The sequence below is a fragment of the Natronolimnohabitans sp. A-GB9 genome, from assembly GCF_030848565.1.
In the GTDB taxonomy this organism is placed as follows: domain Archaea; phylum Halobacteriota; class Halobacteria; order Halobacteriales; family Natrialbaceae; genus Natronolimnohabitans.
Window position 1 is genome coordinate 1 of record NZ_JAVDDV010000029.1, and the last position, 26439, is coordinate 26439.

Consider the following 26439-nt stretch of genomic DNA (forward strand, 5'->3'; position numbering starts at 1 on the left):
AAGCATCGTGATTATCGCTGCTGGAATCAGTGTCAATCCGATAAACAACGAGAAAAGTCCCTTAACGGATGTCTCAAGGCCGCCAATTTCCCATCCGATCCGGAACAGTACCGCTGGTGGCAGTCCAGCAAGGACTAGTCCTGGATAAATTCCGGAGGCTCGACGTGCCATGTTCGCTGCTGGACTAAACGGCCAAACTTCCAGTGACCAAAGGACCCCCAGTAACGGCATGATCGGTGTTAATACGTAGAGAGCGATCCAGCGGAGCGCAACAATGAATCCAGCAACGACTAAGAAGAAGTTTGAGATGACAACCATCGCAAAGATTGTGAATACACCTCCAAGAGAGGATTGGATAAGGCCACCAAGCCCCGCAGACATATCGTCAACTGGAGCGATTGTCATACCGATTGCATCAATGAACTGCAGCGGAATCGATACCAGGGGAAACCAGACAAAGGTCCCCATGAATACGATACCAAGACGTCGCAAGAGCTGTTTTCGCCGATATTCACTCATCGAACCGGCCCGGAGACCAACGAACGCAAAGGCGATAACGGACATCATGATTGCCAGTGGCATGATGTACGGCAAATAAACGTCTTGATAGAGACTCCCCCAAGGCGCATTGTCTGGAGTTCCGACGACCATGTATCCCGAATCTGACTCAGGAGCAGGAACGCCAACTATTGGCCCGAGAATCGCTTCATAGATATCATTGACAAGACCGAGAAGGGCATCAGTGAAATCCTCAATAACGTTTTTGATTCCGTTTTCAACCTCTTCCTGCAACCAACTCATTTAGTTGTCACCCACGCTAGGTGTATCATCACCAGAACTACCACCAGCAATGGTTATCTGGCATTCTTGACCACCACCGTACTCGATTTGCTGAGTATACGATGGATCCGATCCAACTTGGACAACAGCGGTAACGGTCATTGGTTCTGTTTCAAGATCACTACAATCCATCGAGTGGACTGCACCATCTGTCGCATAGACCGACCCATTAGAATAAATCGTAGTCTCGCCTGGCGGCAAGAGTGTCTCGTGGTAGTATGACTGTGATTCCTTGGACTGCAACCGAGCAACCGGTGCGCCTGCCCACTCGAGTTCGGTCAGCAGCGATGGAACCGTTCCTGTGTTCTCGATTACGACCGCCGCATACTCTTCCCAGGCAGGCGAGTTCTTGTCCCAGTCCATGTCAGGATTCTCCGCTGCCCACAGGACATCCGTAATTGTACAGTCAGCCTCGAGGGAGATCGTTGTTGTCCCGACCTGCTCGTCTCCAGTAAGGGCAATCAGTTCATAATCCCCAGTAGGAACGTCGTCTTCATACCGGCCAAGAATTTCAAACGACGTTTCGGTCTCATCGCCCTCGAGACGCTGTTGATCATACAGTTCACCATCCGGATCAACGAGATTGATGAACTCAACCGAGGCATCATCAGCGATCACAACCTCGAGATGCTTGTCACTCATCTCGACAGCGTCGAAGACGTCACTCTCGTCGGCACTGAGTCCAGTATTGTCTGTACTGTTGGTCGGCTGGTCTGTGGACGATTCCGACGTACAGCCAGCAAGCGCAGCTGTACTCGCACCGAGGCTGGCAAGGACTGTTCGGCGAGCGATACGACTGTCGTCTGTGTGAGTGTGTTCTGTCATTGTTGATGTGTGAGTCCGAGAAATGTGCCGCCTGACAGGTAGTCGAACCCGTAGACGGCCAAGGAGACTGGAAGGAACCAGAGCAGCGTCACAAGAGCTAACTGGACAAGCTTCTGGAACTCAGGATACTTCGGAGGGATCTTCGCACGATCGTCCGCACCAGAGTACAGCTGGTCTGCACGCCACCACTCAGCTGGGACGTATTGCCCATCAACGAGCAAAGATGGCCGCTCCTCGAGTTCAAGAACGGCCATTCCACTGGCGTTCACAGCAGCCGACTGATTGCCGACTTCGACGTGGCCAGTCGTAACCGGCTCACCAGTCGCCGCCTCCGTGACTCGTGCCTGCACAAGGGCTCCTGACGAGTTCGCTTCGAGAACCGTCAGATTCAGGTTCGTTTCGCGAACGGTTCCGTCGTCATCGATCGAGACCGTCTGGGACTGCCCACGTACGATGCCGTGGACGGTTACCTCGTCGAAGGTCGATGCTGGCAGTCCCTCTGACTGGACGGCAATCGAGGTTGCGTCCACGTAGCGGTCGACAGTTGGAATGTCGATCTCTTCTGGGAGAGTTGGGCCATCTCGTGTACTTCCCCACGCCTCTTCGATAACTAACGGTGGTTCGGCATCATCTGTGGCCCTGCTTGGCATATCTGGCTGTTCCTGCGTAGGGACGGCATGGATCTGTGCAGGACGAACGGACGAGTTCGTACGAGTGGCCCCTGTTTTCGTTTGAGTGATCATCGTGTGCCAGCCGTCTACTCCCGCAGAGTAGAACCGCCAGTTCCCACGGAGGCGTGCATCACTAGCGACATCGATTGCTGACCACGTTGATCCTGGATGAACAACGACACCAGTACGATTCTCATCATCTTCGAACGTAACGCGTTTCCCGCCACTATCATCGATCTGCGTAACGGCGGTGTGCTGGGAATCGCTCACTGCTATCCGATCAGTCGGGTACTCGACTTCAGTCTCCCATGAGTCCTCACAGGAATCTGCAGTACTGTTGTACTCCTCGCACGTTCGTATTTCGTGACGAAGTCGAACAGAAATTTCTGTCTCCACAGTGAGATTCTGCGTTCCAGACAGCTCACTGTACTCGAGAGTAGAGTGATGACTACTACTGGAGTCGAGTACCTGCCCGTCTGCTTGGAGTTCGACACTGTCAACAGCCGTCTCAGAGATCGACCACTGCTCTCGAACCGATCCGGTCGTATTATCATCTGGAACACGGACTCGGTAATCAGTTATCGAGAGAACCTCGCCGTCTGGTGCGATATACTGAGTCGAGCTGTTCCCAGAGTGTAACACCGTCGACGGCTGAATTGCAAAGATGCTCGCGTACGCATCTCTAATGTAGAGCCCATCCTCGAGTTGTGCCCCCTCTGGATGAACTGAGGTCTCTTCGTCGCCAGGGGTAAAATCCTGGATATCACCCCGATTCCAGATTTCGACGTCTTCGATCGGTTCGTCGAACGAGACATCTGTCGAGCCTGCAAGTCGGGTCGAAAACTCCCCAGCGGAGGATATGTTCTCCTCAAACTCGTCACTCGAGAGATTTCCCTGATTAAGACCTTCAGACCACAGCAGTGGGAACCGAGTCTCGTTCACCCCGTAATCTGGTCCATCGTCGGGAATCACCGGGCTCGAATGTGGCTCGACTGCAGCGACACCAACAGTCAATCCAACAACACCCCCACTCACGGTGAGGAGTGTAAGAGCGACAGTGATCGCACGTGGCGTCGTCATTGGACTTCGGTCAAATCCTGGTCTAATGGGTCAGAAAGGTTTGACACAGTCTGAGAAGCCGAATCCCATCTGACTGCCAACCTTATCGATGAGCTCTGGTGAGATGAGGGCAAGAACAATGATACCGAACCCGATGCCCGACATCACGAGCTTTTCTTTCGCCTGATTCTTCTTCTCAGGATTGCCGCCTGCACGCATATATGAGAGGCCGGCTCGGCCGACATAGAAGCCAGTTGCCGGGAGACCGAGACCTGCGACAGCACCGAAGACGATACCGATCCCAGTCTCGATACCAGTCCCACAGTAGACATCACCGACGTTCGACTGTGCAGCGACTGAACCAGTGCTGACAAGCAAGAACGCCATCCACACGGCAAGCAGCCACACTGCTGGGGACACTCGATCGATCAGGTGCCGAGTGTGGTCCAATAAACTGGATGACGAAACGCGTTCAGTGGACAGTTCGGACGGCTCGGACGACGTGTCGTTACTCATGTTGGGAGGGATTTGAGTTGGAGGGTTCAAGCAGTGCCTGGAGGTCCTCGAGATCAGACGTCCGTTCGGTGAGGTCGTCGAGGTCGTACTCGTCGTCACGAAGCGCTTCGTCGACGAGCATGACGAGTTCAGGACGGTCAATATCTCGGTAGGCCATCTGCTCGGCCAGTGCTTCACGAAAGAGCCCAGATGCGTTAATGCTGGTTGCCCAACTGAGAAACAACGCATCAGCAGGCATAACGGAAACAGTCGTAGTGACGGTGTTCTGCGCCATTTTTCTCTCTTGTATTGTTTAGCAGTAAATACTGTATAGTATGATTACATAAAGATTTCGCTGTTAGTGATTGCTAATACAAATAGCCTAAGCTAAAGATGAGGGAGTTGTCCTACAAATTGATGCAGTTGAACACTGTGGGCTAACCATCAGTAATGGGCCAGCAAAACCACCAACTCTGGACCTGCCAACATCTGTTCTGGGTCCACTCGAGAGTCAATCTCTGGACCGACTCGAGGTAGTTTCGGAGTATGCTACGACCTTGTAGCGTGGAAACAAGCGAAGCGTGATCACAAACTCGAGTAAAAACACGCCAAGGAAGCGACCGGCAAAGAGGAACTCGAGGTTCCCGAGAAGCATAAGGTCTCTACTGAGCCAGAAAACTACGAAGGAGTGCCGACGAGTAGCGTCTACGTTACAGTCAAGGAAACGAAACCGGGCTATCGCTACTATTACTGGCAGTGGCGTGATGGAAAGGAAGCATAACGAAGATATCGCACCAACGAATCCAAGACGATAAATCAACAAATAGCTACATATTCTCAAAATCGGAATGAGCTTCTAACACCCACTCTTTCGATCCGGTCTCGACGTTCTTATATAGTGATAGAACAGAAAAAAGACAGCAATGTACGATTTGACTGGCTTTCAGCGGGACCTGCTCTATGCAATTGCTGGCCAAGAGCAGCCACACGGGCTTGCAATCAAAACCGAACTTGAGCAGTACTACGAGAAAGAGATCCACCACGGTCGACTCTATCCAAATCTTGATACACTCGTCGACAAGGGTCTCGTTGAAAAGGGAGCCAAAGATCGGCGAACAAATTATTACTCCATCACACGTCGTGGCCGGCGTGAACTCGAGGCGCGTCGAGAGTGGGAACAGCAATACGTTGATGAGTTCTTTTCAGACTCATAATTCACCGACGACTACAGCTTCAAACTGATCTCGTACATTCGAACTCGAAAGTCCACTTTAGCAGTAGTTGGTAGTACGATTTCTTTATTCAGTGTGAGGTGTGAAACTCGCGTTCAGTGCAGGGAAATAATACACCGATTCACTCAAAATCTGGATTTCTAACTAAGTCAACAACTACATAGATTGGAATAGCAATTACGAGAACGTAGAGTGGAAGCCATGCAAACCAGAATGCTCCCTCGGAGGTCAAAACCCATGCTACCAGTGTATACGCTATTATAGCGAGGAACAATTCTTCTCGGTTCATATATTAGATAAGTATGATTTTCTCTTAAGACTTGTGCGTTCAGTACGCACCTGTAATGAGCAGCTCGTCGCGTTTCGTTTCATCATGTCTCAGGAGGCACGCATCGCTCACCTATGGAAATGCTGCTAACCGACCAAACCACCGTTGTCGATAAAATGGTTGGGACGTAACGGGTATCTCTCTCTGTCAACCCGGCAGGCGGTCGGAATCTTGGAGCGGTGCGGTCGCTGTCCGGCTGTAGCAGTCGCTCATGCTGACACTGACCAGCCACTGAGACCGCCGAGCTGGCGATCTACAGCTCCTCCGTCGTTCCCCGACTGGGACTGTGTCCTCGTCTCCGCTTCTCGATCAGTGTCTTTTCGGGCGGGACGCCAGTGCGTGAACCAGAGACTCACCTATTCGGGCTTTCCCGGCTGCCGCCCGGAGCGGCAGCCGGGCTGTAGCGCCCATGATTCGGCTTCCTTCGCACTTGGACCAGTCAGTACAACGTGCTCTGTGGCACGGAGCGATCATCGGTCTCTTGCGTCCCATGCTTGGTTCACGCTCTCATGGCATAGCAGCGTTTCCATCGAGTCAGTACAGGTCAAGTAGTCATCACTCAATAGAGCGACTATCGGAACCGTTCGGTGATATTAATCGAAACGGGATACGACCACGTTGACCCGGACGCCGCTTTCTGTGTGGCAACGACAGCAAATCCGAATGTAGCGAAAACCGCGATCACAAATGCGAGTAGCAAGGGGATTCCAATGAAGGTGAACACTGTATCGAGGGGTGACGGTACCGCCAACAGTTCAGTCGGCTCACCGTTGATTGTTACTTCGTCGGCACCAAGAAAGCCTGTCACGAACGCAGCAACCGCCAGAACAATAACGGTGATATGCCAATTAATTGCGTTTCGGGCGTTCTCTCGCGTAAATTCGTGGTCTGAGATGGCATACATGATGGCAGGGCCAACGAAACTGGTGAACAGTGCCAGCACGTGGACGAGAATGCCGCCCAAAGAACGATTCTCGGATTGATCGGAGCCAGACAGTGTTGCTGTGGAGGGCATTATATTTCGATAACTTGTCTCGCCCTGTATATTTTTTCTTGCTCAGTTCGCACACGTAGTTACCGAACTGCACAACTCAGTTTTCATATTCGTTCCGAGTGAATAAATTGGGCTACTATCTACTGATAGTTGTGTGGGTCAGAGCGGGATTTTGCTTCGGGTGACTCTCGAAATCCAACGAATTCAACCCCAAAATTCTGCCTTCACAAAGGCCGTGACCGGGAGTCGCGATCGCGTGTGTGGCACCTCTACATGCGGACGTGGTACAACTGACAAGGATTAGTTGCTGGTGTTCCTTTTGACTGATCGGGGCACGGGCAACCGCTATGTGCTGCCAGCGAAAACTGCCGACGAATCGACAATTCAACACCTACTAGCTCACCGCACAGAGGAGTCGATGTCCGTTTACACCGTCGGCTTTCGGGCCTACGAACCGCTCGATGAGGATGACACACTCGACCGCGAATCCGTCGTCTACGGCGGGGGCGAACGCTGATGGAGACGTTCACGTCAATACCTGCGAGAGCTACGGATGACTGGCGCGGTTCTGGCTTTCGCCCCATCGAGACATCTCCAAGGACAAACTCATGCCGTATCTCAGACCGTTCCAACTTCGTCGCCAAATCTATCGAAAACTGGGGAAAGAAGTACCCAACCCCATCCCCAGAACATCATTCTGAGTCACAAACAATCTACGTCACAAGAGCAAAGAATAAATTACTTCGAGAAATATTTCCAGATTGGAACGAGCTTAATGGACATTTCTTGGTTAAACGGAAGCGTAGGAATTGCCCAAACCGAGTGGAGACGCCATCATCGTGAACTCGGATACTCACGAAGTCGTCAGGTCACTCTGGCGTTCGTTCTCAGTGCAATTAGCATCGGCTTTGGTAGTCTCTCATGGGTGGTTGGTCAAGAGATTATTACTGATGCATCAGATCTACGTTCAGTGGTTTCGCTCGCAGTAGCAATCGTGTTTGTTTGGCTTGTAATCCGTAGTTCGTCGCTCACAAGCAGACGCTTTGAACAACTCGCCCCTGATGCATTACTGACGACAGTTCCGGTCCGAGCAGTGGTTCTTGGATTAACATTATTCATACTTGCTCGACTCGGAGCTGTACTCGCGGTTCCGACTCTGGGCGTTGCTATCGGACTTGCACTCGGTACCGGTTCACCAGGGATTGCCATTTCAGTAATTGTAGCGATCCTCATCCTCACGACACTCGCTGTTGGTGTCGGTACTGCTGGGAGACTTGCGAGTATACTTGTTGGCCGACGGTTGGTACGTGGCAACCTCTACAAAAGTCTCCTCGTTTTATTTGGATGGGTTCCATTTCTGGTGCTCTTTCTTCTGCTACGTGAGTTTTCGATCCCAATCGACCAACTGATAACCTGGTTCGATTGGCTACCACTTGTGTTGATAGGTGATCTTGCGTTGCTTGGAGCAGGCGAGCAAGCCGGAGTTGAACCACTTCGAGGCTTGGGGGCGATCGCTGCGGTCGCGCTTGTTGTTCCATTTCTGTTAGGACTAACGACTGTGTTTACTCGTCGCCTCTGGGAAACTGATCCCGGAGGCTCGACACAACAGAGCACCTCTTCACAGGAGGATTCATTGGGTAATAGAGACTGGCTGGGAGGGCTACTCAGCGTGCACATCCCTCGTCCAACGATCACCATGGCTCGGGAGCGATTGCTTACAGAGCGGCGCGTTCCACGAGGACTGTTAAATACCGCATATGTGGTCCTTATCGTCGGAGTTGTGGGTTTTCCGCTGTTCGCCATCTTCGCTGCACCTGGATTTTTGCTGTTGGTCTTCGCTCTTGGAATTGCCATTGGTATTGTATTCGGTTCTGAACCGATCAGCAAGAGCTACAAGGTCCTTCCAATGTTGCTCACAACAATACGTGGTCGTGATTTTGTCGGCGGACACGTCCTTGCAAGCCTTATTGTTGGGATCCCGCTCATCACGATCGTCGTTGTCCCGCTTGGTGTCGTGAGTGACGCAAGTTTTGTAGAGACAATTGTGCTTACGCTCACAGGTGTCGTACTCTGTGCGTGTACCGCGTCAGTCAACATTGCTTTTGGAATGGGCGTCAACCGCGAAGATCTTGTGCCCGTTCCAGGCTTCTTCACAAATGTTCCCCTATATGGGGAGATGGGGTGGGCGGCATTTTCCGGGTTAATAAAAACGTTCGCAGTTGTTTCTGTGGTTCTGTTTCCAGCACTTCTCGGTAACTCTCAACTGATATACGGACAATTGGAACCTCTTGGTTTTCCGACGGCAATTGTCCGTATCGGAGGACTTTGCATTACAATTCTTCTTGCCCTCGGTGTCTCGAAAATTGCATTTGGTATCGCCGTCAACCGTTATCACAACTATGCTCTGTAGGATCACTAGACTACGGCGACCTTGGAGCAATTGGTGCGGGTTAGTTGCGGTGTGATCTGGGCGAATATTTCCCTGGTGCTGACGGCTGGATAAACAGATTCCTGCAAAATCAAGAGACTGTGGTGGATTCCAGATACTAGTTCAGTGGTTGACTGTTCTCCGACGATGGTAGGCCGATCACAGCGGCGCCTAGCGATCCTACAGAACATCCGATTCGGAAACCATCAGTACAGCTGAGTTCGAAGCCGGTCGACACGCTTCTCGGTCGGTGGATGCGTTCCAAAGATCGTTCGCGCGACGAATCGCCGTGTCCGATCGAAGAAGGGGTGTTCCTCCCATGTCGGTGGGACAATAGCGAACGCAGTAGCCGTGTCCCACTCGCGAAGATCCGTCGACGGGCGACGGTCAAGATCTGTGTCGAGCGACTCGAGCGCGCTCGCGAGGGAAGCCGGATCACCGGTGATCGCGACTGCACCGTCGTCGGCAGCGTACTCCCTACCCCGAGAGACAAGAGCGACGTACCAGCGGCTGATGATTCGAACCAGCATCGCAAGCGGTTCGATGACCGGATTGTAGCCATACCGGCTGCGAGCGAGCCGTGCGACGGCGCCAGGTGCTGACAGTGCAGTGAGCACTGCGGCGTCCCGGTTGACGATGTGGGAGAGCTCGTGGGCGATGACGGCCTCGAGTTCGTCGTCCTCGAGCGTCTTAATCAACCCCCTAGAGAGGATGAGGGTTGATACAGCGGGGCGGTAGCCCACTGTTAGTGCGACAGGCGTGCTGTGCTCAAGCACTCGGATCTTAGGGGTCGGCAGGTCAGCCTGCCTGGCGAGTCGGGTGACGGTAGACTCGAGAGAACCGTCTACGCCGGCCTCTCGATCGGCGGCAGATTCCAACCCAATAGCGACCTGACCTGTCGACTCGTCGGCCGTAAGTTTCTCGAGGTCAAATCGATCTTCGAGATCTCGGAGAACAGCGCTGTTGCCAGTGAACTCCGCGCGGATCGTCGCGCCGACGTGGACGCTGACGAACGCGAGGGCGCTCACGGTAGCCAATACGATGGCAACAGTTTCGACTGACACGAGAGTCGCTGCCCAGTAGCTGGCTCCGATCGTGACGATGCCAGCGACGGTCATCGGAATGGCCGGTCGCAGACCTGTTACTTGTTTGACTCTGTTACGGACCGATCTGATCTCGTCGGTGAGGCCGTAGACAGCCGCTGGATTGACAGGTTCCTCTTCGGAACTCTCAGCGGCGCGACGCTCAATAGCGTCTCGTATCTTGTCTACATGGTTGGGAACGAGGATGGATCCGAAGACGAGCCAGATGAGTGCAGCGACGACGAGCAGAGCGAACCCGGCCCAGTAGGCCACGCTGAGGTAACCGACGATAAAAACGCCGATGACGAGCCAATTGCCGCCGGTCGTGCGCTCGTCGTTCACCTCGTCTTTCGAACGGACCCACTCGTGGGCGGCCCAGAGGTACCCGGCCATCAGCAGGTAGAAGAAGCCAAGCAGGACCAAGAATCCAAAGAGCGGATCCGGAAGTGCCGAACGAAGGAATGGAAGGGTAGCTAGCACGATCAGTAATGACGAGAGTAACAGCACATACGAGGCGATTTCGACAGTCCCCTGAGCGAGTGCACCCGCGGGTACGGAGCGCTCGCGAGCGGTACGGACGGTCCGCAACGACAGTTCGATGGCCGCCAAGCAGGTGATCGCGACTGCAACCACGAGCGCGGTGGCGATCGGCTCGACGATGAGACTAGAGCCGGAACTGGAGAGATCCGGCAGTGATGAAAGGGCCTCGACGCCGTATTGAAGGCCGGCGTAGATTGGGACGCCGATCAATAGGAGGGCAGCAACGACGACGGCGCTCGAGAGGGCAAGACAGCTGCCAGCGGCGATAACCGTCCGGATGAGGAGATTGACACGAGTGGGTATTGACGTCACGACGTGTTCACCTCGGGTGATTGTGTATCAAACGAAGTAGCGGGGGACTGGGGGGACACATATGGTTTTGAGAATTTATCTCGAGTGGGAAATAGATGCCTGACTGATCACAAAATGTGACGCGTCGCACCGCCGATCATGACCCAGCTACTGTTGTGCACTGGAGGTCAGGCACCAGCTCTTGTGAACCGCCTCGAGGCACTCGGCCTGCTCCGCCTGTAGATCACCACGAGTTTACAGTTGTTGGTGACGAGATTGAAGCCTATGCGGACGGTACTGTCGCCCGTGTCCGCGTGCTTTCGGTGCCCGAGTCCGAGTGCTTTCGGTGCCCGAGTCCGAGAAGTTTCCAGACGGCATCAAGTACGACTTCCACTACGGCGTCGCCGGCGCTGATGATCCAATCATCCGATTCGATAACCACCACGGAATTCACGAACTGCATCTTGGTTCGGAGGTCTACGAGACCGACTATCCGGGACTGCAGACGCTGTATCGTGCTTGGCGTTCGGCACTCCCGTTCGCCAAACGAACCGACTGGTAATACACCGATCCCATACCCATGACCCAAACACTTCACGTCCGTATCAACCCGTCGTCCGACCGTAACGATCTCGAAGACACGCTTGCTGCTCTCGATGCTGGCGAGAGTGTCGACCCCAAGCCATCGACGCTCTCGGTGGAGGACCTCGAGACGTTCGGTCGAATCTTTCGGCCGACGAATCTCGAACTCCTCGAGGCAATCGCTGATCATGAGCCAGACAGTATTCGTGAACTCGCGCGAATCGTCGGCCGTCATCCGCCAGAAGTCACTGAGAACGTGACCGAACTTGCCGACTACGGACTCGTCGAACTCGAACAAAACGGCTCTGGTGAATCGCATGACTGCGTAGACTTCGACCGTTAGAACTAGGGAGTTGAAGCGGGAAACGGCGGATGCTCTATGTCCAAAATTTCCCGCTTCACTGGGAAAGTAGTGACGTTGGCTAAAAGTGCTGTTGGTGGCCGAGGCGAATCCGCCGCCCCGCAGGGTGGCGGCGGATTCGCCGACTACGCCGTCGTTTCGCTGCATTGTCTGCGGATTTACTTGGAGAAATCTTACCGGGAAGCACTTGACTTGTTGAGCGAGATGCCACAAATACTGGCGGAGATCGGCCTTGAGAAGGCCGATCTCCCTGATCACTCGACGCTAGTAAAGGCATTTGACAGGATCAAGATGGAAGTCTGGCGAGTGCTGTTGCGCCTGTCGGCGCAACTGCACAAGCCATCTGGTCACGCTGCGATGGACGCGACGTTTTTCGACCGCGAAAACGCGAGCAAACACTACTGCCGTCGGACGAATTATCGTGTTCAGACGCTCAAAACAACCGCTCTCGTCGATACAGCGTCACAAGCTGTCCTCGACGTTCACTGCACAACCAAGAAACGTCATGACACGCAGATCGGCTGGCAACTCGCCCGCCGCAACTCGGGCGAGTTGCACAGCCTCGCCGCCGACAAAGGGTACGACTGGCAGCAATTACGCGATAAACTCCGCGAAAAAGGCGTAAGACCGCTTATCAAGCATCGAGAGTTCCGCCCCATCGATCACGCGCACAACGCGCGGATCGATGGGACTCTCTACGGCCAGAGAGCGTTGTCTGAGACCGTCTTCTCGGTGATCAAGCGCACGCTCGGCGATGCCGTGTGTGCGCGAAGCTGGTATCGTGAGTTCCGTGAAATCGTCCTGATGTGTGCCGTATACAACATCAAGCGTGCCGTCAACTAGCGAAATTAAGCGCCATATGGCGATTCACCACGGCCAACAAAACGGTCGCGCAAAGCGTCCGGTTGTGTGGTACGATGAGATCGATATCGACCTACCCATCGGTCAGCACTCTCCCGATGTTGCACCAGCGTGATATCTTCCTCACTTTTCGCTAAAGACGGATGCAGCCACTACAATGGAAGTGTCAGTTGGCGCTACCAGAGGCGAACTCTGTACGAGTTTGTGACGAGACCAATTATTTATTAATTGTTTTCGGGATTACAAACAGCACTGTTGAAACCGCACTAAATACTATGATGGATAACCTTGAATCATCGAATAAATAAAAACATAGTCCGGTGCTAAATACACCAATCCCCATAATCCAGTATAGGTACTTTGAGTCTATCCTTCTAACTGGGAATAAAATAGCTATTAGTATTATAGCGATGTAGACTGGTAAAGGATTCAATGAATCAACCAATAGTGATGCTAAAATAACTGATAGAATTAATCCTATTGATCTCGCAGCATCATATGCATGTATATCTAAGTCGGCCATTGGTATAGTTACAAAATAGTTTTTACCGTATTATATGTCCTGATCCAATCTATGCAGCATAATGTTTTTGTCGCGTTGCAAAGTCGTCGAAAGTTTGATTCCGTTATAGAGTTGTCTACGCGCGCATCTGGTAAGCCAACGAATATCAGCAGTGTAATGACTGTTTTGACTGACTGTTCAAGTAGTTTGCCAGCGAACACCACGAAGTCGTTCCAGAATCGAAAAGCAAGGAGTACCCCGAGTCCGTTCTCACCCACGAACGTCGTCAATCGAATCGGAGACGTCCTTCATCTTGACGTCGGCGTAGGCCTCGTGGGTGGTCTCAATCGAGTTGTGTCGTAACGCTTCCTGAGCCTTTTCAGACATCCCGCTGGTATAGAGATCACGCCCGAGTGCCCGCCGTGCCCCGTGCAAGGTCAGATAATCGTACTCACCATCGGGATCGATCCCGGCCTCATTGGTAAGTCGTTTCAACAGCCGTCGAACACCCTCTTTCGAGATCGACGGCGGCGGCACCTCGTGCTCGCGATGCAGACGATCAAGGACAGCTGTCTTGCCTTGGTCACCTCTTTCCTTGAGGGTTGCATCAACCCGATCTGCGACAAGTACATCCTCGAGTGCACGCTTTTTCGAGCCGTAGTGGCCGGTCGGGAAGACAGGCCACGCCTCGGTCGGTGGCTCTTGTACCCGGTACCATCGCTTGAGGACGTCATGGACGCTTGCGGGGAACGGGGCCTGTTCGTACTCACGCGATTTGCCGTAGACTTCGATCAACCGCTCGTCGAAGTCGACGTCGCTCCAGCGAAGGCCATTGCGTTTGTCGTCTTTCGAGTCGGCGAACAGTTCCGCACCACGCGCCCCCGTCCCGTCGAGCATCGCAATGATCGCCCGGTCGCGAAAGGCTGTCTCTACGTCGGTCCGGATGGTTCTCTCCAAAGCCATGTCGACACGCTTGGTCACGTACTCGAGCAACGTCTCACGGTCTTCTTGAGACCAATACTGGCGCTTGCGTCTCCCGTCGTCTTCCGGTAGCGGGTCCATCGCGGTGTTCGTATTCGCCGGGTTCGACTCGAAGTGTTACTCTCGCACCTCGTCGATCCTATCCGCTATACGCCGAGCTTTGTAGGGATTCTGAAACTGACCTATTTCGTCTTCCGCCTGCCGTTCCGCGTCCCCGGGTGGGTTTTCCTCAATGAACTTCCAGAACGTCCGCTCGGAAAGTCGAAGTAATTCGTCAGACGACCTCGGCGTTCGTCCTGGTTCCGGCGTCGGTTCATAGAGCTTCTCGAGCGAGTTCCGGGTGAGTGCCATCAGGCCGACGTTCTTCTGTTTGAACTCGTCGAGGTTCGTTATCGCGGGACCGATCCGGTTGGCGTCGATGACCACGTACGCCTCCGTACCGATCATTTTCTTGTACGTCGTCGCTTGATCGAGCCCGTCCTGCCATTTGTGCATTTTCAGTTCGTAGACTGTTACTCCACTGATAACCGTATTTGGGTAGTTAAAGTGATACCACCCGTCGGAGTCTTCAAGCAGGTAGTTGTTGTCGACGAGCCACTCGAAGGCTTCCAGAGCCGTTTCCTCCTCTTCGTAGTACGGGCGCTCGAGTAGCTCTTCAACCGGGAGTGGACAGTTGTGTCTCGCCGTATCGTACGTCCGATGGTATTCCCTTGGAAGCCCCTCGTCGTTTCCGTACGTGACTACGCGCTTCCACGCCCGGTCGAGATCGACATGTGCGGCTACGAAATCAACCCGGGAGCGAGCGCCTGCTCGCTGTTCGTGGTATAGGTAGGTCGTGAAATCGTCTTTCAGCCGTTCGCCCATCACCCTTCGAACGTCGGGTGCATGTCGTCTTCCTCGGTTTCGAAGATCGTCATGGGTTCACCTTGAACGCGTCCGCCAGCCGCTCGCGCATGAACTCCCGCCGATACTTCCGCCGCTCACCTTCCGAGAGGTAGTTTTTCAGAACCACGCCCTCATCACTACTGCCTTGGTCGGCCGCAATCGCCTGTAGGTTCTCGAGGAGGTGCTTTTGGGCCTCAAGGTACGTCGTGTACCAGAACCGCCGGCCCATTTTCGACATCGGCGGCTCACCACCTACTCGGACGCCCGCTCGTTTGGCTATCCGTTGGAACCGCTGCTGGACCGTCTCGCCGACGATGTGGCCGCTCGAAGACTTGCTCGAGGGGAACAGATAGCCGTTCCAATGTCGATCTCGCGAACCGAGGGTGTCAGCGCGGACGGCGAGTTCGTGAACGCCGTAGATCAACGCGACCGTTCCCGGGCCGTTCTTCCGGCTCTCGTCGAAGGCAATGTGTGGGTCATCGCCCTCGAGTGTGAGCTGGGAGACGTGCAACGCGGCGACCTCACTTCGGCGAAGGCCCCACGCGCACAACGCGAGTACGAGGAGTTCTTCGCTCGGGGACTCTACGGCCTCGTAGATCTGTCGCACTTGGTCGGCCGACAGCGCCGGGTTGTCCGGGTCGCCCGACTCCCACTGGAACTCCTTGGGAATCTCGGCGACTGGGTTAAACGCCACCTTTGAACGCCGCTCGAGGTGATCATAGAACTGGCTTACGTCGCTGTGGTAGCGAAGCTTCGAGGCGTCGGTGGTTAACTCCCGATCGAACTCGTCGAACACACCGAGGACGCGTTCGTACTCTGTGCTCTCGTTCGATGGGTCTACCGCCTGGTCGACGAGGTCGGCTTGTCCGTAGAGATCGGCATAGACGCGAGCGTACTTCGCCAGTCGGGCCTGTTTGGTGTCGATTGTTGAGTCGGCCAGCCCGCGACGTCGTGAGAGCGACCGAAGGAACATCTCGAGTTCGTCGATGGTGGTTTTATCATCGAAGCCCCAGGAGTACGGCCTGTCAGAACCGGCGTTCTCGTAGCCGACTGTGGCGAGAAACTCCGTGAGCGTCATGTCGTGGTGTTCACGAAGCGCGTAGGCGATTCCCGAGTAGCCAGCGTCGGTGATCTCCTCGTAGGTCGGCCGCGAGGAGAGGTCGACGCCCGCTCGCTCGAGGTCGATCTCGATGTAGGCGTTCCAGTAGTGCTGGAGTTCCTCGAGGGACATGCGGGACCAGCTGATCGCCTCCTCTTGAGTCATGCTCTCACCGACCCGAGAAGGCCGTTCGCTCCGGTTTGGGTGGTTTCTAAATCGCTCATTTTCACGTGTTTCAGTACTTATGACACTCACGTAAAACTACCGCTGAGTTGGTTGTCGTAGGGTAGACAACCAAGCTAAGCAATTATACGAGCAGATACGCCGAAATTGGCGTAAACCCCATATAGATATACAAAATTCGACCTCTGCCTCTAGACACGAATCGGTCGAAAACCAACGTCAGACACGTTCTAGCGACCGGACAGGAATAGAGAGGTGGAATCAAGCTACTCAAGAACGCCTTGAGCCCGGTCGTTACTCCCGATCGTTCAGCGACTCCGGGTCGTACTCAAGCGGTCTTGCGCGGTGAAGGTGCGTTCCGTCGTCGTTTGGGACGCTACCCGTGTGCTCGTAGCGTTCAGTGAGCCGTCGCCGAAACGCTTCCCAGGTGCCGGGGAACGTAGCGTGGATGCACGGCCCGCCTCGATCGACCTTCGCTACGATATCGCTTGCACCCACTTCTTTCCAGTCTTCTCGATGATTTTTAAGATTATACAGGACGTACTTCTAACGGAAATGTGTTAATCGTATGCTATCGGCGGCAGAAAACCGGACGTTCATGACGAAAGTCGGGCGCTCGGTAGCCAAACCCATATATAGGTAGATTCCAACAGGAAAATCACCATGACTGACGAGCACACCCTCGGTGGGCGCGAGGAAACCCTGGAGCGCCTCGAGACGGCTGCCCGAAAGCGATGGGACGAGTCGTGGGCAATCCGGGCGATACACTTCGCCGACGGCACCACACAAGCCTATGCGTTTCGTTCGCGAGGACTCGTTGATGACGATCGGGGGGAAAAGACACTCGAAGAAGAACGCCTCTACGTCGTCGACGAGCGAACGATCTACCGGCGTGTCCACGTCCATCGCGAGCAGGTGGTGAACGTCTGCGAAGAACGCGAGGTCGGTGTGGGTACACTCGAGGACTAACCCTCTCCGCAACCTTTTAGCGGATACCTCCACCACTATCAACTGGCGAGGCGTCGGAACCCGAGTGTGAGCTCGGTGCCCGACTTCTTACAAAACGATACCAGCAACCAGAGTGGCTACACCGAGTAGCTTGAGCGCCGCGACGATCCGCGGGTCGATGGCGACCTCGAGATGGGCGTCCAGATCCGTTCGACCAGGGCCGTGGTAAGACGATGTGGGTGTGCTCACTACATCAACGAACACGTGGGAGACATACACGACGTTGACAGAGTGCGAAGCGTAGTATAGTAGGCATAGAGGAGTAAATGCACCCAGCAGAGATAGCCTAAACGGCAGCGAACCAATTAGTAGGCTCGAAACTCGAGACGACTATTAGATATCCGCGCCCCACTCGCGGAGAACAGATTCAGCGTCGTCGAGATTCTCCATTCCGGCGCGGTAGATCGCCTCGCGGAGGTCGAGTTTGTACACGTCGTTTTCGAAGCGGTCTTCGAGTTCCCTCCGAGCCTCTTTCTCGAGTTTAGCTGTATCCTCGTAGACGAACAATTGGTGAACGTCGTCGCGGTCCTCTTTGACCTTCTGTCGAGTAATGATTCTCGGTAAGTCTGATCGATCAAACTGTCTGGTATTACTCGTAGACTGCGCCGAGGTATCGGCCTCAACTGGTGGTTCATCCGGTTGGTCAGACTCGTCAGTCTGACTAGATTGTTCGACTGGTTTGACGTCTTGTTCATCCTCTTCGTCGACACCATCGTCGTCGGCGAACGGGTCAGTCGCACCAGATTTCATGCTTTCACCTCGGTGTTCTGGAACTGTTCAGTGATGTACGCCGCAAGCTCGTCGAACTTCTCGAGTGTCGGTTGCTCGTAATCGCGGAGGTCGCGATACTCTTCGTCCTCGTCCAACTCATAAATCGTGACCTGATTATCCCACGCGTCACCGAGCATCGAACCACGCTCGCCGATCGATACCGGAGCGATCGGTAAGTCTTCTTGCTCAAGGGCGTCGAGATACTTCGAGTTCACGTTGGTCCCCTTGACTTTGTTCGGCACCGCACCGAGAACGCCGACGTCGATGTCTCCGAGTTCGTCCTCGAGTCCGTTCACCACGTCTCGAAGGCCCTGGATGCTTCGCTCGCCTTTCGGTGACGGTTCGAACGGGATAAGAAGGTTCGACGTGGCATAGACTGCGTTGTAGAGGTGCTGACCTTCCGAAGCCGGTGGATCGATAATTAGGACATCGTAGGTCGACGGGACATTAGCGTCGACGAGCACGCGCCGGAGTTGCTTCTCTTTCTCAAACTCGTAGTCCGGATCAGGATTCGTATCTTCCTCGAGTTCGGCCGCTTTCGAGAGTAAGTCGGCGAGCGTCCCGAGCATGTTGTGACTCGGAACGACGTCGACGCCTTCACTCGAGCGCACGAGGTCGTCGAAATCCCCGCGTGGCCGTCCGATCATGTGCAACACGAGATTATCTGCTTCACCGTCGGCCTTCCGGTCATCGAGACCGAAGTGATGGGTCAGGCCGCCGTCCTGCGGGTCCATGTCGATTACGAGGACGTCTTGGCCCCGGTTGGCGTGCGCTCGCGCCAGCGTCGTCGCCAGAGTCGTCTTCCCGACGCCGCCCGCTTCGGACCAAACCGTGTACGGTATCATACAGCCCTATAATTCGGTTTTCTCTATAAAAATACTCTGCAGACAGATCAGAAAATTTGGTCAGTATTACTGCTCAGTTTGTTTGTTCAATCTGTACGGCCAGTATTACTCACCAGTGTAACCAGAGATCTGTGCAGTGGCCCACCAAGAATGGAGAATATCTGGTTGTGAATTAGGACAGAATGAGAGAGATCCCTGCGCTACATCGCGGTAAACTCTTCACCGGAGTCAGGAAGGTATTCTACGATACTCCGATGAGCACCGAATTCGCTGATGATCGTCTGTAGCGCGTCGACGACGGTCGCGATGTCTCGGTTGAGCTCATGTTCACGGTACGTACCACCGTCCTGGCCACGATGCACCATCTGCGAGAGTGTTAGGTTGAGGATCTCGAAATCAGATAGGAAACTACGCATTCTACGGGCCGTACGAGGATCCCGGCCTTGGTGCTTACAGAATTTTTTGTATCGCTGATAGACAACACGTGAACGGGCTGGTGTGGCATCTTCAGCAGCAAGCGTAGTTAGCGCATATAGAGTGAGTTGCTCGTGTTCAGTGAGGTCACGCATGATATCCATGCTTTGTTGTGCCTCGAGTTTCTCTTGGGCTCGTTCGACATGGTCGGTTGTAACCGACTCCGCGTTCTCGGTACGGGCCAGATCGCCAGCCTTCCGGAGAAGCGTGATAGCGCGTCGAGCGTCCCCACCATCTTGGCGGCCGAGAGCAGCACACAGCGGAATAACTCCGTCCTCGAGGGCGTTTTGGTGGAAAGCAATATTAGCCCGTTGTTCGAGGACCTTTTGGAGCTCTTCCGTGCCATATGGTGGGAATGAAATCTCGGTTTCGCACAGAGATGACTGAACCTTCGCGTCGAGCTGCTCTCGGAACGTTGAGTCGTTACTAATTCCGATGAGGCCGAGTTGAATATTGTCAATGTATCCGTTGTTGTCTGCACGAGTAATCTGGTAAAGGAACGTATCGTCCGTGATGTGGTCGATCTCGTCAAGAACGATAATCACGGTCCCAGAGAGTTTATTGAGTTCATCCCAGAGCAGGCGATAGACTTTGGATTGGGGATGACCGGTTTCGGCAATGTGATGTTCGGGCTCTCGAAGGTTGTTTACCAGACTAATCGCGGCCTGGTAGCTCGTGCTGAGACCGTCACAGTTGAGCGAGATGACAGAGAGGTCGACTTCGAAATGTTCCGCCGATTCCAGAAGCTCATTCAGTAAAAAGTTCGTCACAGCGGTCTTGCCGACGCCGGTCTTGCCATAGATGAAGATGTTGTCGGGGTACTCGCCGTTGATGATCGGCTGCAGAGCAGCTTCGTACTCCTCAATCTCGTTATCTCTCCCGACGATGTCGTCTGGAACGTACTCGACTTTGAGAGTATTCCGACGTTTGTATAACGTATCATCCGGCTGAAATCGCGGAGTCATATTGTGATCAACTGATTCAGGCTAGAATCATAACTGTTCCGACCGCCGTTTCCGCTATTTCCAGTATAACCACCAGGGGCACAGGTTCCACTATTCGATATTGACCCCGCTGTTTCCAGTCTAATGGGAAATGTTGATTGGCAGTCACGAGGAAGGCTCCTCTGACGATCGGACTTTCGATGAGAACCTCACCCCGATATTTCCAGTAATCTACGGAGAGCTCAGTTGGCTGATCGCGAGAAAGGAGAACCACATGGTTCCAGTATTTCCAGTAAACTCTTCTTTATATATAGAATAGGCCCCACTGTTTCCAGTATAGTCAGGACGAACGCGAACCACCATACGGTGGAAAGGGAAGTTGACGAGAACGATGGGACACCCCCACCCCACTATTTCCAGTAAAGCACCACAAAAGAGAAGCATCTAATGAAAAAGAACTCTAGATTAGGGAAAAGCTTATAATAATGGCGTTTGAGTTAGTCCGTAGTAGACCTAGAATGCGGTTACTGCTGGGGCTGGTTCTAGTGAAAGAAATCAACAGCAGGATCCCGCCGACCTTCGTCGCTAGTTTTACTGGAAATAGTGGGGGGTAGGTGGATGGGTGTATTCGCCAGCTCTCATCATGTGACTCTATTAGTGGAAACAATGGTGTGTGACGCTCGTCAGACACTCCGGGTAGATTACCAACGTGAGGCGAAAACCATTCACAGTTGGTTAACGTCTTCCACTCGAAATCGGTGAATCGTCGAGACCTGTATCGGCAGTCATCACACCACTATTTCCAGTAAACCATTATCTTCCAGCCCTACCGTCCCAAATGAGGGCTAGTTCTCCGAATCGACCGGGCCTTTGTACTTCGACTTGATGTTCTCACCCTCTCTCCACTGCCAGTAGTAGTAGCGATTGTCGTTAATCTTCTTCACCGTGATCGTTGCCTTCGATGGAACATCATCCGGAAAGTCCTCTGGTCCCTCTTTGACCTATCTGTTCTCTTCATTTTCCGCTAGTCGTGCCTCTCGCTCACGACTTTCCTGGCGTAACACTACTCGAAACTCATTTATAAGTAAGTTACGTACTAAGTTACAACGTGCTGCGACGAATCGAACTCGAGGTCCTCGCTACCGTCGAACGTGGCGATACAATCTCGGAGCTCGCGACGAAGCTCAACCACAGCAAGAGTTACCTCTCTCGTGCTGTTGCAGACCTCGCTGAGAAGGGGTTAGTCTACACGGAGCGCGACGGCCGCTGGAAACGAGTTATCCTCTCAGATGCTCGGGCGATCGAGATATACCAGGATCTCGTCCGCCAGCACTCTCATATCGACTTTCCCGAGTTGTTGACAGGCAACGCTCTTGAGGTCCTCTACTACCTCGACCAGCCACGGACCGTTGCTGACATCGCCGAACGGAGCGGCAACTACCGCAACACCGTCAACCGGGTTCTCAAACGGCTGCGAGACCGTGGTCTCGTCGGTACCGATGACAGCCGATACCACTTCAACGGTGATTTCGACCGACTGCACAAGTTTGCTCGCGAACTTGCGCATCATCTCCATCGACAGCGCCTCGAATCGGTTGCGCCGAACGGGACGATTCTCTGGGAGGGCTATGATGAATTTCTCGCGCAAACGACAACGGAGGTTGACGCCGAACACTTCCACGAGACTGGGCTTGCGCGGTTTGCGGCCTTCGATCTCCAGTTTCTGCTGACCCGCCACCGATACTACCGCTACTCTGAGGATCTAGAGGAAGTCTCGCCGGCGGAGCTCTGCTGTCACACGTTGCTGATCGACGACGGGCCCCGCCACCGCTCGTACTGTCTCCTGTTACTCGGCCACGTCGACGTCGACGAGAGTGACCTCCGAGAGCAAGCCGAAAAATACGGCCTCGAAGACGAAATCGACACCCTACTCCAATATCTCGAGACGCGGGGAGCAGTCGACAGCGACCGCCTCCCCGAGTGGGACGAGTTTCGGGAGCTAGCTGCTGACTACGAGGTAGACCTACCCCAATGAGACCAACGTTCGGACGCGAGTATATCGAGAACGAGTTCCAACGAATCGCAGATGGACTATCTGACCCGCTCACGGTCTATCTGATTGGTGGTGGCGCGATGTCGCTGCGCGATCTCAAGGGCGCGACAAAGGATATCGATCTGGTCGTCGCTGACAGTGACGCGTACGGCCAGCTGTGGGCTGTCCTAATGGACCTCGGGTATGCGGAGGTACAATCGCTGGACGCCGATTACCGGGCGCTGGGCGCGACCAGCTGCGTCGAGAACGACGACGGATGCCGGCTCGACATTTTCAACCAGCAAGTTGCGAATAAACTCGTGCTGACCGAGGGGATGCGGGAACGCAGCGAGTCGTTCCTCGCGACGGATCAACTAACCGTCCGCCTAGTCAGCAACGAGGATATCTTCCTGTTCAAGTCGGTCGCAGGGCGGGACGACGACATTGAAGACATGAATATGCTCGTACAGACTGGCCTCGACTACGACGTCGTCCGAGGTGAACTCGAGGCACAGATCGACCGGCTCGGCGACGACCAGTTCGCCACCTTCGCGAACGAGGCCTTGGTTGACCTCGAGGAGCAGTACGGAGTGACCACGCCGATCGAGGACCGCGTCCAGGAGCTGACGACGCGGTACTACCGCGGGCTCGAAGTGCTCCAGGCGCTTGACGTTCCGATGACCGTCGACGAACTAGCTGCCGATCTGGACTTAGACGTCGCTGAGGTCCGAGACCGGGTTGCGTATCTCGCGGAGTTTGATCGGATCGTACAAGATGACGAGATGGTCCGTCTGACGGAGTAGCACTAACCCATCATCGTTCATTGACCTGATGAGGCGACGCTTGTGCTGCTTCGTCCCACATCTCTCTGGGGGGTCAAACAACACTCACGGATTAATCAAGATCATCGTGATAATCGGACCCAAGCTGTGCGTAAGCCTCTGCAGCAGCGCTTACTTCTCTGATCGGATCTGAAAGCGACAGCGGCTCTGGAAGTTGTTTCTCGAGTTGTTGGATATCACTCCGAACACCGAGGAGCGATTCGTGAAGCTCGTCGACGGGCCCTCGACCAGCATCTGTGATATCTTGTTCCGGATGGTATCCTTGATCCACATATTCTGCGTCAGGAACTGGGTCATCGATACCGAGTGCTCTATCGAACCCAGGGATATCGTGTGGATCTGGATCTCGTTCGTTCGGTGTCATCGCTCGAGCACCTCAGCATCACCTCAGCATCGGGGTGTTTCCCAGTGGGACCGGCAACTGCTTTTGCACGCTCGAGTTCGCGGAGGTCACGTTGGGCCTGTCGTTCGAGTGCCTCTGCTCGCCGACAACGCTCGAGGGCTGCATCGTCGACGTTGTCCTCGTGACCGAGTGTGAACCATTTGCCTCGGTGATCGCGCTGCTCGAGCATCAGTGATCTTCCTCCCGTTCAGCGTATGCGGCATCCCGCGCATCTGCTTGGAGGTGGTCGTACCGAACCTCGCACCTGTTCGAACAGAATCGACCGGCGTATCCCGATCGATCGCGAGCAGGTGCTGAGCAGGTCGGTACTCGACACTCACTACCTCTGCTCATCTGGCGACACCTCGGTGAAGAACCGTCTCAGCGTTTGCCAACGCTGTTGGCTTTTCGACTATTTCCATAATTCACCGCGGGGAACTCTCGTGAGCCCCGCAGTCTTTCAGGGGTGGATAAACCTACGAGAACGAGTTTACTGGTCTCAGAAGGTCACAACTCGCTGTGAATTTCAGGATCGTCGAATCTTATTTGAACATACTTCACGCTGGCTCTGCTGAGACCCTTAGTGCTTGACAGGAGTTGCGTGCTGAGAGGATGAGTTTAGCACAGCAGTATCCTACAGTACGTTGCCATAGCCGTCGAATTTAGTGGTCCGTTGCAATCGTCGCTCGAGCGAAAGAACACGCTGCCGACGACGGTGCAGCCGAGATTACCGGCGATCCGGCCGCGCTGGCGAGCGCGCTGGAAACGCTCGACAGCGAACTCGAGATTACACCGACTCGAGATTTCCGAAACTCTTCGGTGACGGCGTTCTCGATCGTACCGCCGTCGAGGACTCGATGGCGGGGTTGGGATCCCAACGCATTTATCGGTTATCTCAAAAGTAGCTGTCGAGTGGCAGTCGAGCATACCGCTCGGCCGCCGGTGGTCCCCATGCAACGGCTTCGAACGACGATCGGCCTCTGGAGTCGGCTAGCCCTCGCAACTGTCGTCGCCACGCTCGCGTTTGGCGTGTTGCTGGTCCTCGAGTTCGCGATGGCGACCGTGATGGCGGGGCTGATGATGATTCTGCTCCCGGTGCTCGCCGTCTCGCTGGCTGGATTCGCCATCGCCGGAACGCTGCTCGTCGTGGGCTGGATCGCGCTGGCGGTCGCCTATCGACGGTTGCGCCCAGCGCCGCTGATCGCGGGTCGAATCGCTCACGACGGCATGGCCGACGCCGTAGAGCGGGTCGCGTATCGGCTCACCCACCCCGACGACTTCCTGCGAGCGTTCGTCGGAGCGGGAGGGAGGCTTCTTGGAATCCTCTTTCTCGTCGTTCTCACACTCGGGGGTGGATCTGCCGCGATCGAAGCGAGTTCCCACCTCACGGTCGAACGGGTGGCCGTCGCCGCCGGGATCGCAACCGTGATCCTTACGACGGTCGGCGTCGTCTACGCAGAGATTCGCGACGGGGCGACCGTCGAGCGAACGCTCGCCGACCGTGCCCAGGTGTTCGAGGACGAACGTCGCGACGACTCTCCCACGATCGACGACAGCACCGCTGAGGACCTCCAACAGCGCGTCGATCGGCTCGCGGCACAGGCGACAGTTCCGTCCCCTACCGTTCGTCTCGGAGAAGCACGCACCCCGATCGCCGCTTCGGTCGGCTACCGACCCGCGACGTCGTCGATCGTGGTCTCTCGCGGGCTCGTCGAGCGGCTCTCCGACCACGAACTCGAGGCCGTGCTCGCCCACGAACTCGCCCACGTGGTGAACCGCGATGCAGCCGTGCTGACGGCGCTGTCGCTGCCCGCTTCCAAGGCCGAACCGCTTCTCGAGGACGCCCCAGAGCCGGCGTCCCACTACGTCGGTCTGACCGGGGTGTTCGTCTCGGTCGTTGCAGTCCCGATCGCCACTGTCACTCGTCTGACCGTCGCACTCGTCTCCAGATATCGCGAGTACGTGGCTGATCGGGCCGCTATCGCGATCACCGGCGATCCTGCAGCACTGGCAAGCGCCCTCGAGACGCTCGACGACGACCTCGAGCACCGTCCCACAACCGACCTTCGCGGGCACCGGTCGACGGCGGCGTTCTCGATCGTGCCGCCGTCGTGGGAGGAACACACCTTCTTCGATCGGACGCGGCGGTTCGTCGCACGTCGTCTGTTCGGAACGCACCCACCGACCGAGAAGCGTATCGAACGACTTCGCGCTCGCGTTTGATCTATCCTGCTCTATTGAAAACGACAGACTGTGTCGGGATCATGGGGTAAGCAGGCGCAAAACCTCGCTTCAGCGCGGGGAGGATGTCAACCAGATGCGTTGCCTGATCCAACGATGTTCTATCACTCCTTCGATCGGTACGCGCTATGAGTTCAGCACGACTCCGGAAACCTATCAAAATATATGGCTTTCAACAAATCCTTTACTCTGGATCTGGGCCATACCGCGGCGTTTCACACCGAATACAGTTCCAAATCGGTGTCCTGAGTCTGGAAGGATTTGGTACGGAATCACGGCTGTCGGACCTATGAAGCGTCTCTTCGTCGCACTGATGGCAGAAGAGTCGTTTCTTGGTTGGTATACACGGTTCTTCTTGCGTAGCGTCCTGCGACTGCAGTTGTTCGTGAAGTGCAAGTGCCGGAACCAGCCACCAGTGAGTTTTCTCCTCGAGTTCGAGCACGTCCTCGAGGTCGTCGATCGATTGCCCCCACTCGTCGTAGAGCAGTGGTAGCTTGCCATGGGCCGTTGACCATCTGATGGAATTGTCGTCGCTAACGTTGGCGAGTCGCTCGAGTAGCTGTTGCCCGGATTCAGAATCGAGTGTAGCTGCCGAGGGCAGCGAGGGCCAGGGTTCGACGAGTTGTGGTGCTGGATCGTCGATGTCGTACATGGGTTGATA

Annotated in this window: 27 protein-coding genes and 4 pseudogenes; 12 read left to right on the forward strand and 19 right to left on the reverse strand. The window is 54.8% G+C overall.

The genetic code is table 11. The features are described 5' to 3' along the window. The 5 genes from RBH26_RS19420 to RBH26_RS19440 form a co-directional block, all read right to left on the reverse strand. Window positions 1-801, reverse strand: an 801-nt coding sequence (locus RBH26_RS19420) for a hypothetical protein (RefSeq protein ID WP_306760027.1), incomplete at its 3' end; no start/stop codon positions are given. Further along, window positions 802-1482, reverse strand: a complete 681-nt coding sequence (locus RBH26_RS19425) for a hypothetical protein (RefSeq protein ID WP_306760028.1) — start codon at window positions 1480-1482, stop codon at window positions 802-804. 179 nt (window positions 1483-1661) lie between these two features. Then, window positions 1662-3416, reverse strand: a complete 1755-nt coding sequence (locus RBH26_RS19430) for a hypothetical protein (RefSeq protein ID WP_306760029.1) — start codon at window positions 3414-3416, stop codon at window positions 1662-1664. Window positions 3417-3446: 30 nt separating this feature from the next. Then, window positions 3447-3815 (reverse strand): hypothetical protein, encoded by a 369-nt coding sequence (locus RBH26_RS19435; RefSeq protein ID WP_306760030.1) that lies wholly within the window; start codon window positions 3813-3815, stop codon window positions 3447-3449. An 88-nt stretch (window positions 3816-3903) separates the two neighbouring features. Then, on the reverse strand, window positions 3904-4185 hold the full coding sequence (locus RBH26_RS19440; protein WP_306760031.1) for a hypothetical protein: 282 nt from the start codon (window positions 4183-4185) through the stop codon (window positions 3904-3906). 628 nt (window positions 4186-4813) lie between these two features. Between RBH26_RS19440 and RBH26_RS19445 the strand changes: the two genes are divergently transcribed. Next, complete coding sequence (locus tag RBH26_RS19445) at window positions 4814-5104, forward strand: PadR family transcriptional regulator (RefSeq protein WP_306760032.1); 291 nt, start codon at window positions 4814-4816, stop codon at window positions 5102-5104. A gap of 139 nt (window positions 5105-5243) precedes the next feature. Here the strand turns inward: RBH26_RS19445 and RBH26_RS19450 are convergent, their stop codons facing one another. Both RBH26_RS19450 and RBH26_RS19455 read right to left on the reverse strand, forming a co-directional pair. Beyond that, window positions 5244-5411, reverse strand: a complete 168-nt coding sequence (locus RBH26_RS19450; protein WP_306760033.1) for a hypothetical protein — start codon at window positions 5409-5411, stop codon at window positions 5244-5246. A 610-nt stretch (window positions 5412-6021) separates the two neighbouring features. Further along, window positions 6022-6465 carry a DUF4870 domain-containing protein gene (locus RBH26_RS19455; protein ID WP_306760034.1) on the reverse strand — a complete coding sequence of 148 codons (444 nt, stop codon included), beginning with the start codon at window positions 6463-6465 and terminating at the stop codon, window positions 6022-6024. Window positions 6466-6688: 223 nt separating this feature from the next. Here RBH26_RS19455 and RBH26_RS19460 point away from each other — a divergent pair. Beyond that, a pseudogene (locus RBH26_RS19460) lies at window positions 6689-7145 on the forward strand (transposase); the annotation flags it as partial. A gap of 269 nt (window positions 7146-7414) precedes the next feature. After that, window positions 7415-8854 (forward strand): hypothetical protein, encoded by a 1440-nt coding sequence (locus RBH26_RS19465; protein WP_306760035.1) that lies wholly within the window; start codon window positions 7415-7417, stop codon window positions 8852-8854. Window positions 8855-9078: 224 nt separating this feature from the next. Here the strand turns inward: RBH26_RS19465 and RBH26_RS19470 are convergent, their stop codons facing one another. After that, window positions 9079-10806 (reverse strand): M48 family metalloprotease, encoded by a 1728-nt coding sequence (locus RBH26_RS19470; RefSeq protein WP_306760036.1) that lies wholly within the window; start codon window positions 10804-10806, stop codon window positions 9079-9081. Window positions 10807-11060: 254 nt separating this feature from the next. On the opposite strand from RBH26_RS19470, the pseudogene RBH26_RS19475 reads away from it, so the two are divergent. From RBH26_RS19475 to RBH26_RS19485, 3 genes and pseudogenes are all read left to right on the forward strand, one after another. Further along, window positions 11061-11347, forward strand: a pseudogene (locus tag RBH26_RS19475) (DUF6516 family protein). 18 nt (window positions 11348-11365) lie between these two features. Beyond that, entirely contained in the window at window positions 11366-11710 is a 345-nt protein-coding gene (locus RBH26_RS19480; RefSeq protein WP_306760038.1) for a MarR family transcriptional regulator, read from the forward strand. A 36-nt stretch (window positions 11711-11746) separates the two neighbouring features. Further along, window positions 11747-12571 carry an IS5 family transposase gene (locus tag RBH26_RS19485; protein ID WP_306760039.1) on the forward strand — a complete coding sequence of 275 codons (825 nt, stop codon included), beginning with the start codon at window positions 11747-11749 and terminating at the stop codon, window positions 12569-12571. Between the two features lie 235 nt (window positions 12572-12806). Here the strand turns inward: RBH26_RS19485 and RBH26_RS19490 are convergent, their stop codons facing one another. The 5 genes from RBH26_RS19490 to RBH26_RS19510 all read right to left on the reverse strand — a co-directional run bounded on the left by RBH26_RS19490 (window position 12807) and on the right by RBH26_RS19510 (window position 16737). After that, window positions 12807-13112 (reverse strand): hypothetical protein, encoded by a 306-nt coding sequence (locus RBH26_RS19490; protein WP_306760040.1) that lies wholly within the window; start codon window positions 13110-13112, stop codon window positions 12807-12809. A gap of 249 nt (window positions 13113-13361) precedes the next feature. Further along, entirely contained in the window at window positions 13362-14153 is a 792-nt protein-coding gene (locus RBH26_RS19495) for a site-specific integrase (protein ID WP_306760041.1), read from the reverse strand. A gap of 36 nt (window positions 14154-14189) precedes the next feature. Next, the gene (locus RBH26_RS19500; RefSeq protein WP_306760042.1) at window positions 14190-14936 is read right to left on the reverse strand and encodes a hypothetical protein; all 747 of its coding nucleotides are present in this window, start codon (window positions 14934-14936) and stop codon (window positions 14190-14192) included. A 49-nt stretch (window positions 14937-14985) separates the two neighbouring features. Beyond that, on the reverse strand, window positions 14986-16221 hold the full coding sequence (locus tag RBH26_RS19505) for a tyrosine-type recombinase/integrase (RefSeq protein ID WP_306760043.1): 1236 nt from the start codon (window positions 16219-16221) through the stop codon (window positions 14986-14988). A gap of 312 nt (window positions 16222-16533) precedes the next feature. Further along, window positions 16534-16737 (reverse strand): hypothetical protein, encoded by a 204-nt coding sequence (locus tag RBH26_RS19510; protein WP_306760044.1) that lies wholly within the window; start codon window positions 16735-16737, stop codon window positions 16534-16536. A 165-nt stretch (window positions 16738-16902) separates the two neighbouring features. On the opposite strand from RBH26_RS19510, the gene RBH26_RS19515 reads away from it, so the two are divergent. Continuing rightward, window positions 16903-17208 carry a hypothetical protein gene (locus RBH26_RS19515; RefSeq protein ID WP_306760045.1) on the forward strand — a complete coding sequence of 102 codons (306 nt, stop codon included), beginning with the start codon at window positions 16903-16905 and terminating at the stop codon, window positions 17206-17208. Between the two features lie 372 nt (window positions 17209-17580). On the opposite strand, the gene RBH26_RS19520 is transcribed toward RBH26_RS19515, so the two are convergent. The 4 genes and pseudogenes from RBH26_RS19520 to RBH26_RS19535 all read right to left on the reverse strand — a co-directional run. Then, window positions 17581-17997 carry a hypothetical protein gene (locus RBH26_RS19520; RefSeq protein ID WP_306760046.1) on the reverse strand — a complete coding sequence of 139 codons (417 nt, stop codon included), beginning with the start codon at window positions 17995-17997 and terminating at the stop codon, window positions 17581-17583. Continuing rightward, complete coding sequence (locus RBH26_RS19525) at window positions 17994-18863, reverse strand: ParA family protein (RefSeq protein ID WP_306760047.1); 870 nt, start codon at window positions 18861-18863, stop codon at window positions 17994-17996. The genes RBH26_RS19520 and RBH26_RS19525 overlap by 4 nt, the downstream gene beginning before the upstream one ends. A gap of 200 nt (window positions 18864-19063) precedes the next feature. Next, entirely contained in the window at window positions 19064-20302 is a 1239-nt protein-coding gene (locus tag RBH26_RS19530) for an orc1/cdc6 family replication initiation protein (RefSeq protein WP_306760048.1), read from the reverse strand. A gap of 824 nt (window positions 20303-21126) precedes the next feature. Continuing rightward, a pseudogene (locus RBH26_RS19535) lies at window positions 21127-21327 on the reverse strand (hypothetical protein); the annotation flags it as partial. A gap of 62 nt (window positions 21328-21389) precedes the next feature. On the opposite strand from RBH26_RS19535, the gene RBH26_RS19540 reads away from it, so the two are divergent. Continuing rightward, window positions 21390-22316 carry a MarR family transcriptional regulator gene (locus RBH26_RS19540; RefSeq protein ID WP_306760049.1) on the forward strand — a complete coding sequence of 309 codons (927 nt, stop codon included), beginning with the start codon at window positions 21390-21392 and terminating at the stop codon, window positions 22314-22316. After that, the gene (locus tag RBH26_RS19545; protein WP_306760050.1) at window positions 22313-23116 is read left to right on the forward strand and encodes a DUF6036 family nucleotidyltransferase; all 804 of its coding nucleotides are present in this window, start codon (window positions 22313-22315) and stop codon (window positions 23114-23116) included. The genes RBH26_RS19540 and RBH26_RS19545 overlap by 4 nt, the downstream gene beginning before the upstream one ends. A 91-nt stretch (window positions 23117-23207) precedes the next feature. Here RBH26_RS19545 and RBH26_RS19550 read toward each other — a convergent pair whose 3' ends face one another. Continuing rightward, window positions 23208-23519 carry a hypothetical protein gene (locus tag RBH26_RS19550; RefSeq protein ID WP_306760051.1) on the reverse strand — a complete coding sequence of 104 codons (312 nt, stop codon included), beginning with the start codon at window positions 23517-23519 and terminating at the stop codon, window positions 23208-23210. After that, window positions 23467-23727: a hypothetical protein gene (locus RBH26_RS19555; RefSeq protein ID WP_306760052.1), complete on the reverse strand. Its 261-nt coding sequence runs from the start codon at window positions 23725-23727 to the stop codon at window positions 23467-23469. The genes RBH26_RS19550 and RBH26_RS19555 overlap by 53 nt, the downstream gene beginning before the upstream one ends. 476 nt (window positions 23728-24203) lie before the next feature. On the opposite strand from RBH26_RS19555, the pseudogene RBH26_RS19560 reads away from it, so the two are divergent. The 3 genes and pseudogenes from RBH26_RS19560 to RBH26_RS19570 all read left to right on the forward strand — a co-directional run. Further along, a pseudogene (locus RBH26_RS19560) lies at window positions 24204-24383 on the forward strand (hypothetical protein); the annotation flags it as partial. Between the two features lie 66 nt (window positions 24384-24449). Continuing rightward, complete coding sequence (locus RBH26_RS19565) at window positions 24450-25760, forward strand: M48 family metalloprotease (protein WP_306760053.1); 1311 nt, start codon at window positions 24450-24452, stop codon at window positions 25758-25760. Between the two features lie 307 nt (window positions 25761-26067). Next, window positions 26068-26271, forward strand: coding sequence for a hypothetical protein (locus RBH26_RS19570; protein ID WP_306760054.1), 204 nt, complete (start codon window positions 26068-26070; stop codon window positions 26269-26271). Window positions 26272-26439 lie beyond the last annotated feature (168 nt).